The sequence below is a fragment of the Dapis brunnea BLCC-M229 genome, assembly GCF_050015995.1.
Lineage (GTDB): Bacteria > Cyanobacteriota > Cyanobacteriia > Cyanobacteriales > Microcoleaceae > Trichodesmium.
On sequence record NZ_JBNHEP010000227.1, the window covers coordinates 87,994 to 105,095 of the forward strand.

At 35.0% G+C, this 17,102-nt stretch carries 16 protein-coding genes and 2 pseudogenes; 7 read left to right on the top strand and 11 right to left on the bottom strand.

The window, feature by feature from the left end; translation table 11 throughout:
- The first annotated feature begins 174 nt into the window (after window positions 1-174).
- Together ACP6PM_RS26320 and ACP6PM_RS26325 are read left to right on the top strand one after the other, a co-directional pair.
- Entirely contained in the window at window positions 175-441 is a 267-nt protein-coding gene (locus ACP6PM_RS26320) for a hypothetical protein (RefSeq protein WP_426589859.1), read from the top strand.
- Window positions 438-857, top strand: a complete 420-nt coding sequence (locus ACP6PM_RS26325) for a PIN domain-containing protein (protein WP_426589860.1) — start codon at window positions 438-440, stop codon at window positions 855-857. Before ACP6PM_RS26320 ends, ACP6PM_RS26325 begins: the two co-directional genes overlap by 4 nt.
- Window positions 858-1,057: 200 nt before the next feature.
- On the opposite strand, the gene ACP6PM_RS26330 is transcribed toward ACP6PM_RS26325, so the two are convergent.
- The 6 genes and pseudogenes from ACP6PM_RS26330 to ACP6PM_RS26355 all read right to left on the bottom strand — a co-directional run bounded on the left by ACP6PM_RS26330 (window position 1,058) and on the right by ACP6PM_RS26355 (window position 4,919).
- On the bottom strand, window positions 1,058-1,897 hold the full coding sequence (locus ACP6PM_RS26330) for a PEP-CTERM sorting domain-containing protein (protein WP_426589861.1): 840 nt from the start codon (window positions 1,895-1,897) through the stop codon (window positions 1,058-1,060).
- A gap of 618 nt (window positions 1,898-2,515) precedes the next feature.
- A complete protein-coding gene (locus ACP6PM_RS26335) occupies window positions 2,516-3,259 on the bottom strand; it encodes a sulfite exporter TauE/SafE family protein (RefSeq protein WP_426589862.1) in 744 nt (247 codons plus the stop codon).
- A gap of 164 nt (window positions 3,260-3,423) precedes the next feature.
- Complete coding sequence (locus ACP6PM_RS26340; protein ID WP_426589889.1) at window positions 3,424-3,843, bottom strand: WD40 repeat domain-containing protein; 420 nt, start codon at window positions 3,841-3,843, stop codon at window positions 3,424-3,426.
- Window positions 3,841-3,894, bottom strand: a pseudogene (locus ACP6PM_RS26345) (hypothetical protein); the annotation flags it as partial. The pseudogene ACP6PM_RS26345 and the gene ACP6PM_RS26340, both read right to left, overlap by 3 nt.
- 89 nt (window positions 3,895-3,983) lie before the next feature.
- Complete coding sequence (locus tag ACP6PM_RS26350; RefSeq protein WP_426589890.1) at window positions 3,984-4,700, bottom strand: AAA-like domain-containing protein; 717 nt, start codon at window positions 4,698-4,700, stop codon at window positions 3,984-3,986.
- Entirely contained in the window at window positions 4,701-4,919 is a 219-nt protein-coding gene (locus tag ACP6PM_RS26355; protein ID WP_426589863.1) for a hypothetical protein, read from the bottom strand.
- 429 nt (window positions 4,920-5,348) lie between these two features.
- Here ACP6PM_RS26355 and ACP6PM_RS26360 point away from each other — a divergent pair, with 429 nt between their 5' ends.
- The 4 genes from ACP6PM_RS26360 to ACP6PM_RS26375 all read left to right on the top strand — a co-directional run bounded on the left by ACP6PM_RS26360 (window position 5,349) and on the right by ACP6PM_RS26375 (window position 9,166).
- On the top strand, window positions 5,349-6,338 hold the full coding sequence (locus tag ACP6PM_RS26360; protein WP_426589864.1) for an aspartate carbamoyltransferase catalytic subunit: 990 nt from the start codon (window positions 5,349-5,351) through the stop codon (window positions 6,336-6,338).
- A 595-nt stretch (window positions 6,339-6,933) separates the two neighbouring features.
- Complete coding sequence (locus tag ACP6PM_RS26365) at window positions 6,934-7,425, top strand: molybdenum cofactor biosynthesis protein MoaE (protein WP_426589865.1); 492 nt, start codon at window positions 6,934-6,936, stop codon at window positions 7,423-7,425.
- A gap of 373 nt (window positions 7,426-7,798) precedes the next feature.
- Entirely contained in the window at window positions 7,799-8,455 is a 657-nt protein-coding gene (locus ACP6PM_RS26370) for a sigma-70 family RNA polymerase sigma factor (RefSeq protein ID WP_426589866.1), read from the top strand.
- 240 nt (window positions 8,456-8,695) lie between these two features.
- Complete coding sequence (locus ACP6PM_RS26375; protein ID WP_426589867.1) at window positions 8,696-9,166, top strand: anti-sigma factor family protein; 471 nt, start codon at window positions 8,696-8,698, stop codon at window positions 9,164-9,166.
- A gap of 387 nt (window positions 9,167-9,553) precedes the next feature.
- On the opposite strand, the pseudogene ACP6PM_RS26380 reads toward ACP6PM_RS26375, so the two are convergent.
- Together ACP6PM_RS26380 and ACP6PM_RS26385 are read right to left on the bottom strand one after the other, a co-directional pair.
- A pseudogene (locus ACP6PM_RS26380) lies at window positions 9,554-9,892 on the bottom strand (gamma-glutamylcyclotransferase family protein); the annotation flags it as partial.
- Window positions 9,893-9,915: 23 nt separating this feature from the next.
- Entirely contained in the window at window positions 9,916-10,050 is a 135-nt protein-coding gene (locus ACP6PM_RS26385; RefSeq protein ID WP_426589868.1) for a hypothetical protein, read from the bottom strand.
- Between the two features lie 1,053 nt (window positions 10,051-11,103).
- Between ACP6PM_RS26385 and ACP6PM_RS26390 the strand changes: the two genes are divergently transcribed.
- Complete coding sequence (locus tag ACP6PM_RS26390; RefSeq protein WP_426589869.1) at window positions 11,104-11,685, top strand: glyoxalase-like domain protein; 582 nt, start codon at window positions 11,104-11,106, stop codon at window positions 11,683-11,685.
- A 1,044-nt stretch (window positions 11,686-12,729) separates the two neighbouring features.
- Here ACP6PM_RS26390 and ACP6PM_RS26395 read toward each other — a convergent pair.
- The 3 genes from ACP6PM_RS26395 to ACP6PM_RS26405 all read right to left on the bottom strand — a co-directional run bounded on the left by ACP6PM_RS26395 (window position 12,730) and on the right by ACP6PM_RS26405 (window position 15,670).
- Window positions 12,730-13,257, bottom strand: coding sequence for a YqeG family HAD IIIA-type phosphatase (locus tag ACP6PM_RS26395; RefSeq protein WP_426589870.1), 528 nt, complete (start codon window positions 13,255-13,257; stop codon window positions 12,730-12,732).
- A gap of 239 nt (window positions 13,258-13,496) precedes the next feature.
- The gene (gene mltG / locus ACP6PM_RS26400; RefSeq protein WP_426589871.1) at window positions 13,497-14,585 is read right to left on the bottom strand and encodes an endolytic transglycosylase MltG; all 1,089 of its coding nucleotides are present in this window, start codon (window positions 14,583-14,585) and stop codon (window positions 13,497-13,499) included.
- A 512-nt stretch (window positions 14,586-15,097) separates the two neighbouring features.
- Window positions 15,098-15,670, bottom strand: coding sequence for a DUF3727 domain-containing protein (locus ACP6PM_RS26405; protein ID WP_426589872.1), 573 nt, complete (start codon window positions 15,668-15,670; stop codon window positions 15,098-15,100).
- Between the last annotated feature and the right edge of the window lie 1,432 nt (window positions 15,671-17,102).

Consider the following 17,102-nt stretch of genomic DNA (forward strand, 5'->3'; position numbering starts at 1 on the left):
TTTTTATCATCACCGAAAGATGAGGCGTAATATCAAATACGCTCGCAACAGAAGTATCATAATAAACCGGGTTTGTTGGAGGTAGATACTATACAGTGGGGCATTTCAGACAAACCCGGTTTCTGGGTTAATTTATAATATAAAAGTGAAATGTTAAAATAGGGATAATTAATTATGGATACCGATAATATTGTTAGTATTACAACAGATGGAAAACTTGAATTACCGCCAAAAATTCAACGCCAAATTAAACCAGGCGATCGTTATAAAGTTTCAATTAGAGAAGATTCAATAATATTAGAAAAAGTTCAGCCACCCCTGGACTTAAATGATTGGTTTCGACGCATTGAAGAATTAGGACTAGATCCAAACCAACCTTCTCTTCAAGAAATTAGTGAAATGGTAAAAGAAGTCAGACGGGAACCGAAGTTTAATAAATGAGAGTTGTTCTAGATGTAAATGTAATGTTAAAAGCAGTGCGACTTGATATAATAGAATCTATCACTTCCTCAAATTTAATTAAAAATATGAACACAACAATTCCTATTCAATTACCAACAAAGGAAATAAATATTATTCCAGAAATAGCAGCTTGGGATTTAGGAATGGGAGAATCAGAAGTATTAAGTCTAGCTCTTAATACTCCTAATTTTGCAGTTATTATTGATGATAGGGCAGCACGTCGTTGCGCTCGTACTTTTGGTATTGCTACTATCGGAACAGGTGGAATACTAATATTAGCTAAACAACGAGGAATTATTCCTTTAGTATCTCCAAGAATTGAATCTTTGCTTGATGCAGGTTTGTGGTTATCCGATAATTTAATCAATTTGCTCAAGCAAAAAGCTGGTGAGTAATTATGATTTTTATGAATTTGAAAATGAGAGTTGTTCTAGTGGTTATTTTCCTGCTAAGTAGGCAGTTCTAATTAAACGTCAAAAAAAATGTAGGGGCGGGTTTAAGCGACAGCATTGACGTAAGCGCAATCTAGTTCTCAAAACCCGCCCTCTAATTATGAAGCAACCGCTCTCACCTAATATTTATAACCTTGATAACTCTACTTGCGCTTTAACTTGGAACCAGCACCAACAGCACCAACAGCTAATAAACCTAAAATTGAAGCAGGTTCGGGTGCAGGGACTGGGCTAGGTGATTGAATTTGCTGAATATCTGCAATAGTAAAATCATCAAATGCAAAAACATCTCCCTGTCCAGTAGTTGTTAAAAATTCAAAAGACGTAAATACTTCAGAAGCATCTTCTGCAACTAGACCAAAAAAGATAACTGAACCATCTGTACTTCCAAAGCTTCCCCCTGTATTTGGCACTGTAAACTGTTGTGTTGTTCCGTTGGATAGTTCTACAACAAGCTGACCGCCAAAATCACCAATGTCAATACCGTAGAAACCAAAAGCTGCAATTTCTGTACTAAAGTCTACTTGAAAGTTATTAGAACCACCTGCTGCTACTTGCCAGAAGTTAGTACCAGAAGTAGCGTATCTACCAAATCCATTAGTGCTGCCAACAGGAACAGAGCTTACCGATCCATTACCACCAGAAAGAGTAGCCGTAAGATTTCCTGTTGAACCAGGGAAAACTAAATTTAACGGATCAGTTGTATTTGCAGCAAATCCTTCAAAATCCTCTGTTCCTATTCCAACTAAATTAGAGAGGAAATCAGATTCAGCAGTGGAAGCATTGGGAGTGGAACTCAAAGGTACAAAGGGACTATTATTCAAGTCTTCTCCAAAGAAAATTTGAAACGCCTGCGCAGGAGCATTTCCAAAACTTACCATAGCACCAAAAGCAAGGGTACTAGAAGCGATGAATTTGGTTAATTTGAGGCTTTTTACAGCAACAGTAGCTAAAGTATTTTGGTGTGATTGAAAATTATTCATTGTTATTATCCAAGTGAGTTTTTAGTCGATTTTGGAGATGCACACTTTGGATAGGTAGGCATAGATGGATCACAGTAACTTTGACTCCTCTATCATTACATATTGAGCACTATCAAAGTTTCATCCTTAACCTTGTAAATATACTGGCATAACTATTTTAGAAAAAGCAAGTGTTTATTCAAAACTTTACTGAATCTTCATAAAACAGGCAAAAATCATGCCAAACTTTACTGAATCTTCATCTGAAAGTACCTATTGATTACATCAATTTTTCCTCAATGTAAATGATTTATTCGTAACTTCACTGAATCTTCATAAAACAAGCAAGAATCATGCAAAACATTACCAAATCTTGACATTAAAGTATTTGTAGTTACCATCAAATTTTCCTAAATGTCAACTCTTTTTCCGTAACTTTACTGAATCTTTAAAAATCGGGAGAACTGTTTGAAATTGTAGGATATGTTTTCTATCATCATTAATATAGAATTCTGTTAGAAAGTCGTCCGCAGCGACAATAGGAAGCAATCTCGCACAACCCCTGAGATTGCTTCTTTCCACTCCGTTCCAGTCGCAATGACGTAGTTGTTTTCCCACCTACCTACTTATTCTGAATAGCTAATTATAGAGAAACCGAATAATCAAACTTATACCAACAAACAACAAAAACAACAAAACCACCCTGCGAAATTTCTCCTCTGGCAACCTTTTTCTCAACCTACTACCAAAATTAATACCTATAGCAACAGGCAAAATACCCACTACAGCAATACCTAACAGAGATGGCTGAAGCAATCCAATTTTACCCAATAGAAACAGCATCACCATACTTGAAAGCGTAAAAGAAAGATTGATCGCTTGTACAAAAGTCTCTTTATTTATGTCTAAAGCGAGTAAAAATGGCAAAATAGGCATAATCTGAGAACCCGTGACACCATTTATTACCCCTGTTATCAATCCTACAGGAACAGTCAGCCATATTCTCATTTTCTCAGAAAGGATAATAGGTTTTGAGCGCAACGCCCATAAAGCATAGAGAAATAGAATAGCTCCCAGAATAGCTCGACTAATTGCACCTTCTATAGAATTAAGAACATATACCCCCAGAAGTAACCCTGGGAAAGTCGAGACATAAATAGGCCAAAAATTACTAACTGCATCTTTAAACCTTCCAGCTTGTGACATTACTAAAAGGTTACTTGAGAGGGAAGGTACAATAACTAAAGGTATAGCTATTTTCGGATCGAGAAAAGTTGCCATAGTAGGCAAACATATAGTTGAAAAACCTAGTCCTGTAATTCCTTTGAGAAAAGCTGCAAAGAAAAATGATACATATATGGAAACTACTGTCTGGAGATTCATCTGTCATATCAAGTACGGAATGTGGGTTATAAAAAAGTCTTTGTTTATACTTGACTAAATATAGCAGCGCTAAAGCGCAACATACTTATAATTAAGCTAGTAGTTGGGCTTTAGCCCAGATAGATATTTAGCGGGCTAAAGCCCAACTACAAACTAATACTTTTTTATAACTGATTATCCACAATTCGTAGCTCCCCCTCCGGGGGCACATGATATAAGGTTATTGGGACTGAAACGGAGTGGAAGCAAGCAATATCAGGGTTTTCGGGATGACTTTCCTTTAGTCGCAATAACAACTTTTTCAGCAAAATTAATGCCAAGTTATATTTCACAGATAAGCCGATCGCTTTACCACTTGCAGAAACTAATAGTTGAGCGTCGGAACTGAAATTGAGATTTTTAACTGAAGCATCATTATCGAGTGTCTGAAGTAACTCACCAGTTTCTGGATACCAAAGTTTGATAGTTTTTTCAGTGCCTCCAGAAGCTAATAGTTGACCATCGGGACTAAAACTGACACTTTCAATCCAACCACGATGTCCGCGCAAAGTTCGGAGTAGTTTACCGTTTTCATTCCACAGAATTACGTTGCCATCTGCACTCGCTGATGCCAATATTTTACCATCTTTGCTCCAACTTACATCTGCTTCATAAAACTGATATAAAACGTCATAAGCGCGACATTTTAATGTTTACTTCTTGCTTCCACTGAGGCCGTCGGCAGTTACTCATCCACAGGCATTTTCATGTCGTCTACAGCCGAAACGGTCAAGCCGACCGCATCTCTCAAATTTATACTGGCGTCATATAATTGCCAATTTTCAATAATTTTTTCTCTAACTATATTCTCTACTAAATCAGCTTCAGAATAATTTTGAGAATGCTCGACAGCCAATTCTAGGATTAACTGACAAACTTTTTGAGTTAAAAATGGCTGCCCTCCAGTCCAATCTAAAACCGCAGACATTACCACCTCATAATCATTAACTTTTCCCATTAAACCTAAAGTTAATGGTTGAACTTCATCTATTTTAAAACCAGTTAACTCAATTGCTTTATCAATATTAAAAGGAATACGTCGTTTATCCCTAATTAAATCTGAAGGGGTTGCCACTCCCATCATTACAAAAGTTATCCGTTCATATTTTGGTTGTTCTGCTCGTCTATTATAAAAATCTCTAATAACAGCAAAAAAATCATCAACACTAAAAGGCAAACTCAATATACTATCAACTTCATCAACAAAGATTACTATTTTTTCAGCAACTTTATTTAACAAAAAATCTCCAATAAACTTACTGAATTTTTTGATATGAGATAACTTACTATAAGTTTCCCACCAATCATCAATATTAAAGATATAATTTAATTGTAAATTGCTAACAATACTATCAATTATTCCCGCATACCATTCACTAGGAGTAATTTCAAAAGTACCAATTTATGTCATATCAATAGTAGCACAAAAAATACCCTCAGCTTTTAGTCTTTGAATAGTTCTTACTCGCAAACTTGACTTACCCATTTGTCGGGAGTTCAATACATAACAAAAATCACCCGCTTTTATACCTTCATAAATGTCTTCGTCAGCCTGTCGTTTCACATAACTCTGAGCATTAATGGGTAAACAGCCACCTAAATGATATGGGTAATTATTCATAAAAGAAAATTAGGATATCCCTACTATAGCAATCATATTTCAGTTGTAATATTTTAGTGGTAATTAGGAGTCATGAGTCGGAATATAAAAGGATTTTGATTTATCTTATATCATGTTTAGTAAAACAGTTATAATTAAGCTCGTAGTTTGGCAATATCCCTAATACTAAGTATTGTAAGGGCTAGAGCAAAACTACAAACAAAAACTGTATTATTAAGTAATTATCCGAACATGATATTAATTGTTCTTAAATATCTCATAAATCATTCCTGATTACTATAATTTTTATTTTTGTTAGTCAGATTTTTTGAGGAAAATTCTCTGTTAAAAAAAGTTGTAGCAAAATTTTATGAAATGCACATAAACCCTATAAGATTGATAAAAGCTGATTAATTAACTAATAATCATTTCACAAAAATTCAATCGAAAATGTCTACAAAATCTTGGACTCATCGCCATATTCTATCTTTAGCAGAATTTACACCCAAAGAGTATAACATCATACTACAAACAGCAGCCAGTTTTCAAGAAGTTCTGGGTCGCCGAATGAAAAAAGTACCTGCATTACAAGGTCAAGTAGTAGCAAATTTATTCTTTGAACCCTCAACACGCACCCGTAATAGTTTTGAATTAGCTGCTAAACGTTTATCTGCGGATACCCTGAATTTTGCCCCAGGAACTTCCTCTCTTAGCAAAGGAGAAACTATTCTTGATACAGCAATGACTTATCTAGCAATGGGAACAAATATGATGGTCATTAGACATCGCGATGCAGGAGTTCCAACAGCGATCGCTTCTGCAATGGATAGAAACGGTTATCAAGTTCGAGTTCTTAATGCTGGAGATGGTCAACATGAGCATCCTTCTCAAGCTTTACTTGACCTATTTACTATTTGTAAGTTGTTAAATTCAACTGAACCTAGAATAGAACTTTTAGAAGGAAAAAAAATTGCTATTGTGGGAGATATTTTGCACTCTAGAGTAGCACGATCTAATATTTGGAGTTTGACTGCTTCGGGTGCTGAAGTACATTTAGCAGGAACCCCTACTTTATTACCTAAATATTTTGCCGAATTCGGTAATAATAGACCTGGTAAATTATTTGTACATTGGGAGATTGAACCTGCATTAGAAAAGGCAGATTTTGTGATGACTTTACGTCTGCAAAAAGAAAGAATGAGTCAACATTTACTGCCTAGTTTACGAGAATATCACCAACTATTCGGCATTACACGCGATCGTCTCAAACTTTGTCAACCAGGAGTTAAATTATTACACCCCGGACCTGTTAACCGAGGAGTAGAAATTAGCTCCGATCTAATGGATGACCCCCAGTTAAGTTTAATTTCTCAACAAGTAACCAGTGGTATTGCTGTCAGAATGGCTTTACTATATCTTTTAGGAGGAGGCAACACTTAGAAGTAATTAAAAAGTCAAAAGCTAAGATAAATTAATAATTTATGTAGATCATAATTTATGTATATCTAGCAATCAGAAATAATTTGTCAGATATTTATGGGTTAGACTTCTATCTTGAGCAGGTAATACCATTTCTCAAAAACTTTTCTACATTTTATTCAGCCTGGGACCCACCCCTAACCCCTCCCAGAAGGGGGAGTAGGTAGTTACATGCAACGTCCGAGAGCGAGAAGTAAAAATATGAATAATTAACATTAACTGAGCTGCTAATTAGCAAAAAGGTGATTCAACCTGTGTTAATTAATTAATAACTGAAGTATTACATAAGTATAGTATTAATGCATAGGAATTGGTATTAAGATGCCCACTACATTCACATTTTTAAAATAAATAGGTTAAATCAGTTATACTGGGTGAGATAGATATTTTTCTCAATGCAACTACTTTGTGACATAAAGACCAAAGTAAAAAATAATTTCAGGATAAAAATCAGAAATAAATATTCATAAATCCTGATTTTTCCTCTGAGAAAATCAGAATTTTGCTAGAATTAATATATTTTTGATATTAGTGGAAAAAATTTATTTCTAACACCATGAACTCTAACTTAACAGTACCATTCTCTACTAAGACACAACAAGAAAAAGATAACTTTTCTATTACTATAGCTCCTTTGTCTATTGAAGATATCTATGCTTTAGCAGATAATCCTGCCAATGGTGCTGTCGTAGTAATGAGCGGAATGGTTCGTAATCAAACAGACGGTAAATCTGTAATTGCCCTAGAATATCAAGCCTATCAACCTATGGCTATCAAAGTATTTGAACAAATTGCCGCAGAAATTCGCAGTCAATGGCCAGATATTAATACAGTGGTAATTCATCATCGGGTGGGACGTTTAAAAATTGGTGAAATTAGTGTGTTAGTGGCCATAGGTTGTCCACACCGTTCCGAAGCCTTTGAAGCTTGTCGTTATGCCATTGATACTTTGAAACATACTGCCCCTATCTGGAAAAAAGAACATTGGGCCAATGGTTCCAGTAGTTGGGTAAGTATTGGAGCTTGTGAAGTCGAGAGTGAGGAGTAGAGAAGTGGTCTGTCAATTTTCAAATAATGGGTTGAGACCCTTACTTAGAAGAAAAGGGAGAAAATTGAATGATTTATCCCTCAAATCAATCTTGACAGACCATTAGACATCTCCAGAAAAGAGGGAACACTTAACACTTAACACTTAACAGGGAGAAATAATTGATAATTTATGGATAAGAATTGATTTTATTTTTGATTTTCACACCTGTGTCTATTAGTAGAGAAAAAAGTTATTTAACCGACACAACTTCCCAATTTCCTGACCTCCCATCCAATCACTCCTCTCCATCAAAGGTCAATTGGAAACTTTCTGAAACATTTATCGTCTCTAGAATTTAGATAATAGCTAAACTATTGAGCCAGTTCCGCCGATGAGTCAATATATATCTGTACCTTGGTCTAAGGTTGAGACAACCTTTTCACAAGTGGAATTGTCACCAGAAAAACTCTCTAACTACGATCTAGTATTGCGTTGCCAACAAGGCAGTCGCCCAGATCGAACTATATTTGCCGAACTTCTACATCGGTACAAACTCCATGTAGATAAAATTCTCTATCATTTGGCCCCCGAATGGCAAGATCGGTCAGATTTGGCTCAAGAAGTTTGGATTCGTGTTTACCGCAATATTAAACGCTTACAAGAACCAGCCAAGTTCAAGAGTTGGCTAAGTCGTATAACTACTAACCTGTTTTATGATGAGTTGCGAAAACGAAAACGAATTACCCCTCCTCTATCATTAGATGCCCCTTTGGCTTTTGATGATGGTATTATTGATTGGGAAATTGCTGCAGATACTCCTGGACCAGAAGAAGAATTAACTACACAAGAGTTTTATGACCGTCTCAGGGATGCGATAGCCCAATTACCTGAAGTATTCAGAGTAACTATTGTCTTGAGAGAAATTGAGGGTTTATCTTATGAAGAAATTGCAGAAATTACTGGGGTTTCTCTAGGAACTGTTAAATCAAGAATTGCTAGAGCTAGACAAAGATTACAATTACAGCTCCAAAAATATTTGGATATTTGATGATTCAATAGGCTGAATTAAGTTATTGGATTATCTTGTAAATCACTAAAAAATTTACCTAAAAAAATTAATAAAATTTCCATATATACTTCCAAAATATCAACCTAATTTTAATCAAAAAATTTAATTGCTAGATAAATTTATTCAAAAATAAATCTCAATTCTTTAGCAGTGTTAAGTATGAGTAAAAAATTTAATTCAGATGAGTTTGATAATCAGCTTTAGGGTGAAAAAATAACTATGAAACAAGAAAGATTTGAATTAGTAAGTGCATACCTTGATGGTGAATTGACACCATCACAACGTAGCGAAGTAGAAGGTTTACTGGCTAAAGATCCAGTTGCGAAACATCTTTATCAGAGACTACTACAACTACGTTCTGAGTTTCAAAGAATGCCAATAACTCCAACAGTAGAAACTGTAGATAGAACAGTCGAACAAGTATTTGAAAAAATTGATCGTAGATCAAAACGGACTTTTATTTGGGGTGGTAGTGCCATTGCTGCTCTATGTATAGCAGTTATATCGGGGATTATTTCTGCTACTCGTTCTCCGGTAATTCAGTTAGCGGATGTATCTGATAGTGAACCTCTAAAGATAGCTTTAAATGAACCTATTATAGAAATAGTTAACCCCAGTAATCTGATGCTAACTGTTAATGAACCATTATTTCAAATTCCCCAACCCTCTGTTACACCTGTAGAAAATTAAGGCGTTGCTGAATAAATGTATGATATTCAGGAGTTAGGGGTTAGGGGTTAGGAGTTAGGAGTCAGGAGTCAGGAGTCAGAAGATAGAAAAGAGTTTTTTTTCTCACGAATAGTGGTTTCTAAATATAATTTGTAGTTAATTAAGAACTCTTCAATATCTGAATTAGATGAGGCAACATACCTAAAATCAGCAACGCCTAAATTAATAGTAATTAATAATTATCAAATGATTGTTTTACTAGAGTTACTTATACCGTTTCACGGAAGTTAAAAGTCAAAACTCAGGGATTAATATTTTATAGGTTTATAGGCTCAAAACTTTGACCCCACAGTAATTTCAGGAAATTATTTCACTTATGGGGTTTGAAACTATTTATTTGTGGCATCTCTAAAGTGAATTGGTATTACCTGTCCAAAATCCACTAGATAATAATTTACCACCAAGTAACTTTACCTTTTCGGGTAACATTAAATAGCTCCAAACAGTCCATAAATATTGTCCATCGAGTCCGAAGGTAGGAATTTTTTGTCTTTGATACTCGTTTTCTTCTGGAAGGCGTTCAGGATGATAATCCTCTAATTTATCCAACTCTAGCAAAACCTTTGGATTTTGGAATGATAATACAAATCCATGTACATGACCTTTACCATTAGTCATAGCTGGATAACCAATGGGTAGTTCATACAAAAGACCATTGGCAACTGCTGGAAAGCACTCCACAATATATTCAGTACAATAGAATTGGTAGTTTACCTCTCCTGGTTTGAGAGTACCATAGACAAATACTCTAACTTTACATCCTCCTGACGTTGCGCTTCAGTGACAACGTGAGATTCCCAAATCTCGCGTTTAGCTGCCGAATATGAAAAGGGTTTACGTGGCATTCCGTAGGACAGCTCTTCCTAAGGAGACTTTAGGTTTCTGCTTCATAGCATCTTCCTCTAAGTCTGAACCTTTTTCTGCTCTAAAGGCGCGCTTGACAGACTTAAACTGCTAGCCCAGCAGCCTTATTTATACTAAAACACTATTAGGAAAACCGCAACATTATTGATTGGTTTTTCCATCCCTCCCCTCCCGCGCTCAAGAGAGCTATCCCTTACCCATAAGTCAAATAAGTATTGCAGGGTGGTCCGTGTGGTCCGTGTGGGGATATGGTTTAAGTAGCTCGTCAGAGTTGGGAAATGGCGAAATTTCACTATTCACTTTTAGCCACCTCTGTCCGGAATGAGAAATGGCAGATTTTTCTTGACTTTCCCATCCTTCCCCCTTACAGAGGTAAGTTTTTAACAAAGGGTTCAATAATTAATAATTAATAATGAATAATTAATAATTACCTCTCCTTGAAAACGGATAGGATTGACTCAAAGGAAAAATTTTTCTTGTTTCTCCTTTAAAGGAGAGGCTTTAAACCTTAATTTTTCGGTAAGCGATCGCTTTTATTAAGTATAAAATCTCAAAAAAAGTGTCCTTTTTTATACAAAAAATAGTCTATAATTTCTCCCCACACTTCTGAGTCTCCCCACACGGACCACACTCAAAGGCATAATTATAAAAAACATCCCCTTGTAAGCATCCTCCCCATCCCCCTAGTCTTCCCTATGCTGTAAGGAATTTAACAGATGTGGGTAAAGCATAACTCAAGAGAGGGCGGGTATTCAACCAACGTAACTCATAAGTATCTGGCCATAAATCAAGTTAATATTGAACAAGGAGGATAGCTGATGGTTTATGCAGGGAGGCAACAGGCAAAAGCTGATCGGGAAAAATTATAACTATGCTTTCTCGATCTAAACTGAATTGAGCATCACAATCTAAACAAAAGTAAATTTGCTAATATGGTATTGTTATAAGTCTGAAGCGAAATTAAATTAAATTTATTCAATAATAATTATTTAATTATTTAGACCGAATCTTAGATAATCTCAGTAGTAAATGTTATGGCTTTTTTGCTTCCTCAGTTACCTCTAAGTGCTTTTTTATCAGAATTGCCTCTTGATAGTCTATTTTCTACCCAAGGGATAATGGTCATGCTATTAGCTGCTTATGCTGTAGCTATGTGGATGTTTCTGACCAGCGCCCCGAAAGTTCATACGATAATGGTTTCCGACTTGGCGATCGCCCAACAATTATATGAAGGAATGCTGGATTTACCAGTAGCAGAAGTGCCTTTACATTACTACTATAATTATGAACAAACATTAGGAGCAACTGGTATAGATCCACTCTACCTATCAAATGATTATACCAGACCTAGCACTACTAACCAAGGAACACTACCTTCAGATGGTTTGTGGTATCAATTAATGAAAAATACGCAACTACACATTATCAGTGGAGCTAGTCTTGGTGCCAAAAACCGCCAACGTCATGTTTGTTTTGATAAAGAATGTTTAGAGCAAATATTGATGCGTGTACAAATGCGAGGTCTTAAGTACAAAATTAGGTCAGAAAAACCTCTTAATTTATTGGTTAAAGACTGGAATAGTCGAGTCATAGAAATAGCAGAAGTCAAGAACTAAATATTGATAGGGAATAAGTTAATACGCATTTAAAATGCGTATTAGCAAGTCAGAAGTAATAAGAATTTTCCTTTGAATGAAGCACACAACAATAAGTCGTTTAAAGTAAGCATTCAGCTATTAGCGGTCAGCTCTCAGCAATGAAAATGAATCAAGCATTCATTGTTAACTTCTACTACATTTTCACATAATTCTTGGAAATCTCTCAATTGTTTTTTCATTCTTTAAAGGTAATATAGCTCATGGCTGATGGCTGACTGCTGAATGCTTACCGTTTAAATGCACAACAGCTTAGGGAATAGGCAAAGAAACAATTATTTATCACTTATTCTTTAGCATAACTTTAGCAGTATGAATATCGTAAGTATTCAGCAGTTAGCTATTAGCTAGCCTCCTGGGTCGGAACTACGTTAACAGTTATTGATAAGAGCAGGAGTTCATTAATGGATAATGGATAATTGATAATTACCTCGGGTTAAAACCGTTACGGAATTGAATATAAGGAATATTTTCTTTTCTCTTGGTCGATTAGATATGGCGTTTAGCTAACGCAAAACTTCGTTAACGCTGCGCGACATGAAAAGCGTTCGCGGCTCTGCAACAGCGGGAGACTTCGCCATACCTCGACCGCTTTTTCCCCTTAAAACCCTTAAAATGGGAGGCTTTAAACCTGAATTCTTTAATAATTAATAATTAATTATTAATTATTAATTATTCGGTAAAAGCAATTGAGAAATTGAGAGAGAATAAAAAATTACCGTCGAACTGCTCTCCCCTTAATCCTAGCAGAATTATTCATTAGATATAGGCGTTAATTAAAGATATAGACTTTTGGCAAGATTAGGCAACAGATATAGAAGGAAAAAGGTACAAAAAATCATTTTTTAAGTAACTTTTACAACTCTTGCTTATGTTAAATTAAAGGGGAAGTTTATTTTATGGAGATATCTATTATTAATTACTGATAACTGATAGCTGATCACTGAATTCTTAAATAAAATCAAGTAATTTTCAGCTACAAAATCATTTTTTCTTGTCAGAAATTCAGCTATGATTAGTCATATTTAAAGACGCTCCTAATACTTGAGATACCCATACTTCAAAAGAACGAACTTTATAATTAGAAAATTCTAAACCATTATTGGATATAGGTTCAACAAGAATAGTAAACATTCCTAAACGATTTCCTGCTAAAACATCAGTAAATAACCGGTCCCCTACCATAGCAACTTTTTCCACTGGTAAATTCATCGCATCAACAGCTTTTTTTAACTTACGACGAGAAGGTTTACCAGCACCAGCAATATAAGGTATACTTAGTGCCTCAGCAATTCGACCTATTCTATATTGACTGAGATTATTACTAACTAACCATAAACTTGCTACAGTTTTAATTTCTTCTACCCACAAACTCAATTCAGGAGAAGTGTCGCTATCACGAATTGACACAAGAGTTTCATCCACATCTAACACTAAACCTTGAATTTGATTTTTTTTAATAATTTCTAATGTTAGACTTAAAACTGAATCACCCAGAACTAAATCTGGCTGTAAAAGTTTACCCCAAGACATAATTTTAATAAATTTATAACGAAGAAGAAGAAATTAAAAGTCAAAAACGAGCCAAGTATAAATAGTCCAAAATTATTTATCAACAAGCTACGAATTTTGACTTTATTGCCCAGAAAAAAACAACAAACTCAACAAAATTGAGATAGTCCAGCTTTGGTAAAGTAATCTATCACTGAAAAAATACTCAAAGCCCGATCTATCAATACTTTTGACTTTTCAATTCCCCGTAGCGATGCCAGTTACTGAGATGATAACATTCTCTCTACCTCTGCAATAGCAGCCTCATGTTCCGCAGCAGTACGACTAAAAATATGAGTACCATCATAGCGAGCCATAAAATACAAATATTCTGTATCTTCTGGATTAAGAGTTGCTTCTAAACTCGCTAAACCTGGACTAGCAATAGCAGTTGGTGGTAAGCCAGTATTCATATAAGTATTATAAGGAGAAGGAGTTTCAACCTGACTATAAGTAAGAGGCTTATCTTTTGTTTGACGGATACCAAGACCATATTCTACCGTTGGGTCTGCTGCCAACCTCATACCCTTCTCTAAACGATTATTAAATACACCTGAAATTAAACCACGTTCTTCTGCAACTACAGCTTCCTTTTCTACAATACTTGCCAGACTGACCCATTCATGGAGACTCAATTTTGTTGTATTGTTCGGGTTTTTCTGATAAACTGGTAAGGCTATTTTCTCAAACTGTCCTAGCATTTGATTAATAATAGCTTCTGGAGTAGTATTCTCGGGTACTATTTTATAAGTATCTGGGAATAGATAACCCTCTAAATGAGGTATATTACTTGGTAACCATGGAAACTTATCATAGGGAATATTTTTTGTAGCAGCAATAAAATCAGCAGCAGGAAAAAAACCTTCAGCTTCCAAATATTCAGCCATTTGTTTAATTGACCATCCTTCACGAATGACATAGCTGAGTTTAACCACATCTCCCTCTAAGATTTTATCTGCGATCACGCTAAGTGGTTCGGTGGGGAATAGATTATAAGTTCCTGCTTTAAACTCTAGATCGGGATTTTGTAGACTTAACCATTTGACCCATAAATTCCAAGCTGTTGCAGAGCGAATTATACCAGCAGTTTCTAAATCTTCGCCTATTTGTTGACCATAAGTTCCCACAGGAATTTTGATTGTTACAGCATCTGCTTCTGGAGACTGAGTAGATGATGTTGCTGAAACTAGGGGTCCACTTACCCAACTCCACCAAGTCCACCCCTGCCAAGCAAAAATACCACAGCTTACAGGTAGTATGGCCAAGTAAAACAGGGCACGATTGGAAATTAGTTTAATACTTTTTTTCATTTGATTGGTTAATATTTGGCAATAAAATTGCTCTGAGCTTAGTGTGTAGTAAAAATTATCACTTGGACTATTCTAGAGTATTACTAAGTCTAATCTTTGCCTCAATGACTAGAAAATAATTTATCAAACCTCCCCCTTCAAGGGGATAAAAAAAGAAAATTCTGTATTTCAAGCCTCTCTATTACGGCTATCCATTACCCACATCTATCTTTACTTAAGATAAAACTTGACAAAAGAGAGAAGTTATATATTTGTCATTAAATAGATATTTCGGGAGAGTTAACGTATTTGAAACCTATTTAATTACATTTAATTAGAGGCTTGTTGGACGTAATTTGGCTCTCTTTCTCCCCCCATCTCCCTATCAGAACAGGGTTTCAAGACTTATGGGTAAAGCATAGCTATTACAGGAGATACTGATAGCTGATAAATGTTAACGCAACTCCTCCGCAAGAAGCTAACTGATAATTGTTAACTGAAGTGACCCTAATTTGCTAAAAGCTGCAAATGTTTTATTCCATACCATCGAAAAGTTTATCTTCTAGCATTGCTTGAACCATTGGCTGAATTTGCTTAAATTCTTCTTCTGAAAGTAACTCCAGTTTTCCATTATCACTTTTACGAGCTGGAATCAAAAATGGATCTAATGGTGTATATATAGCGTATTTCCGATCTTCATACAAAAAAGTCGCTAGTTCTTCGTAATATTCGCTTGCTTCGTCATCTTCATCCAGTTCATCTAGTTCTTCTTCATCCCATTCTGGTAACTCCCCAGTCACAGTTAAAGTTATCGCCGTTCTTTGCAGGATGAGGTTTTGTTCTTCGAGGACGACTTTAGCGGTATCAAAAATTTGGTCAATTTCTGATTCGTCATCTATAGGGATACTTGCTTGTTCTACATCTTTTGGCCCCCAAGTAAATATTTCTACAGGTAGGTCTAATGGTAGTAACATTACATACTCTCGACCGTTTAACTCTAGAGAATACTCTATGGTACAATGTAGCGATCGATCTATCTCATCAGTTAGGGTGATATAGGTTTCTTGAAATTGTCCATTGTCTTGTGATTCTGGGGATGAAAACATTTTGGGTATGGGTGATTATTTGTTCATCTAAAAAAAATCGGTAGTTGGGAACCCCTTTTCCTTGATTAAGGGTCTGAAAAATACCGGGTGCAAGTTTGTGTGTATTTCAACACTTAAGACTTTTGCCGAATTATACTCTCCATATGATACATCTTTTTCCACTATTTTAACAATTAACTATTATTTATAAAAATTATATTTTAATCTATAGTTACTACTATAAGTTTTTACTAATTCAATAATTAAATTAGATTGTTATTTTTAACGATCATTTCAGGTTGGGAAATGTACAATTAAATTGCATATCTATTATAGATATAGCAATCCGCGCATAGGTTGCGGGTAATCAAAAAGTAAATAAAAAAACTGAAACTCTTACCAGTTAAGAGTTAAGTGTTCGCTGTTCCCTAAAAAGCAGTAATATTTTTGACAGGAATAAAATAGGATTGCTATAGTAATTCTAAAATTAGTGAGATATACAAGTTTTTTATCTTAGGGAATAGGGAATAGGAAAAAATACTGTACCTGATTAATATGATTGCCGCTATATTAAGTAGGTAGGTGGGAAAATTTACAAGTACGTCTGAAGGGAATTTAAATAATTAATAATTAATAATTAACAATTAATAATTACCTCTTCTTATAACGGATAGGATTGGCTAAAAGGATTTTTTTTTCTCTTGGTCGATTGGATATAGTTAGGTAACCCATCCATCCTATCCGACGGAATGCTCTGCAAACAACCGATTTTTCTCCATGAATCGAGAGGCTTTATACCTGAATTTTTCTGGTAACTGGGTGAAAAGTTTGCGGATAATTAGGTAGGATAGCAATCCCAATGCTTTTCACAATTTTAGATTTCGTTATATTGTTAGGTTTATTTGTGTCTACTTACTTATCAATATTTATCTGGAAATAATTATTCGTTAAAAATAATCAAAATCTTGGCAAAGCCATTTCATTGAGCTGTATTAATTTCATAAATTTATCTTGATTATTGCAATTACATCAAACCTAAAATATTTGAATCAATTCAAATATTTTTATGCCAATAATCATCAATATAAATCTGAATAAATAATCTTTTTAATCTTTCCTATAAATGAATTCGAGAAATCAGTAGTCAGATATCAGCTTTTTCCTTTTTCTCTGTCTTATCTAGGTTTTATACCAACTACCATGCATTAATGCTATACTTGATGATACTTCAATTATTAAGTAATTAACACAGGCGCATGGAAACTTTTTGATAATTGTTAGCCAGGAGCGTATTAATTATTCTTATGTTTACTTCTCTGGAAGGAGGTTGTATGAAACGTCCCTACCAATTACTCTACTCTAGATACGGGTAGAAAAATTTTTGATAAATGGTATTAGGGGTTGCTGACTGTAATGGATAAACATCAAAATAGCTAACTAATCAAGTTTAAAA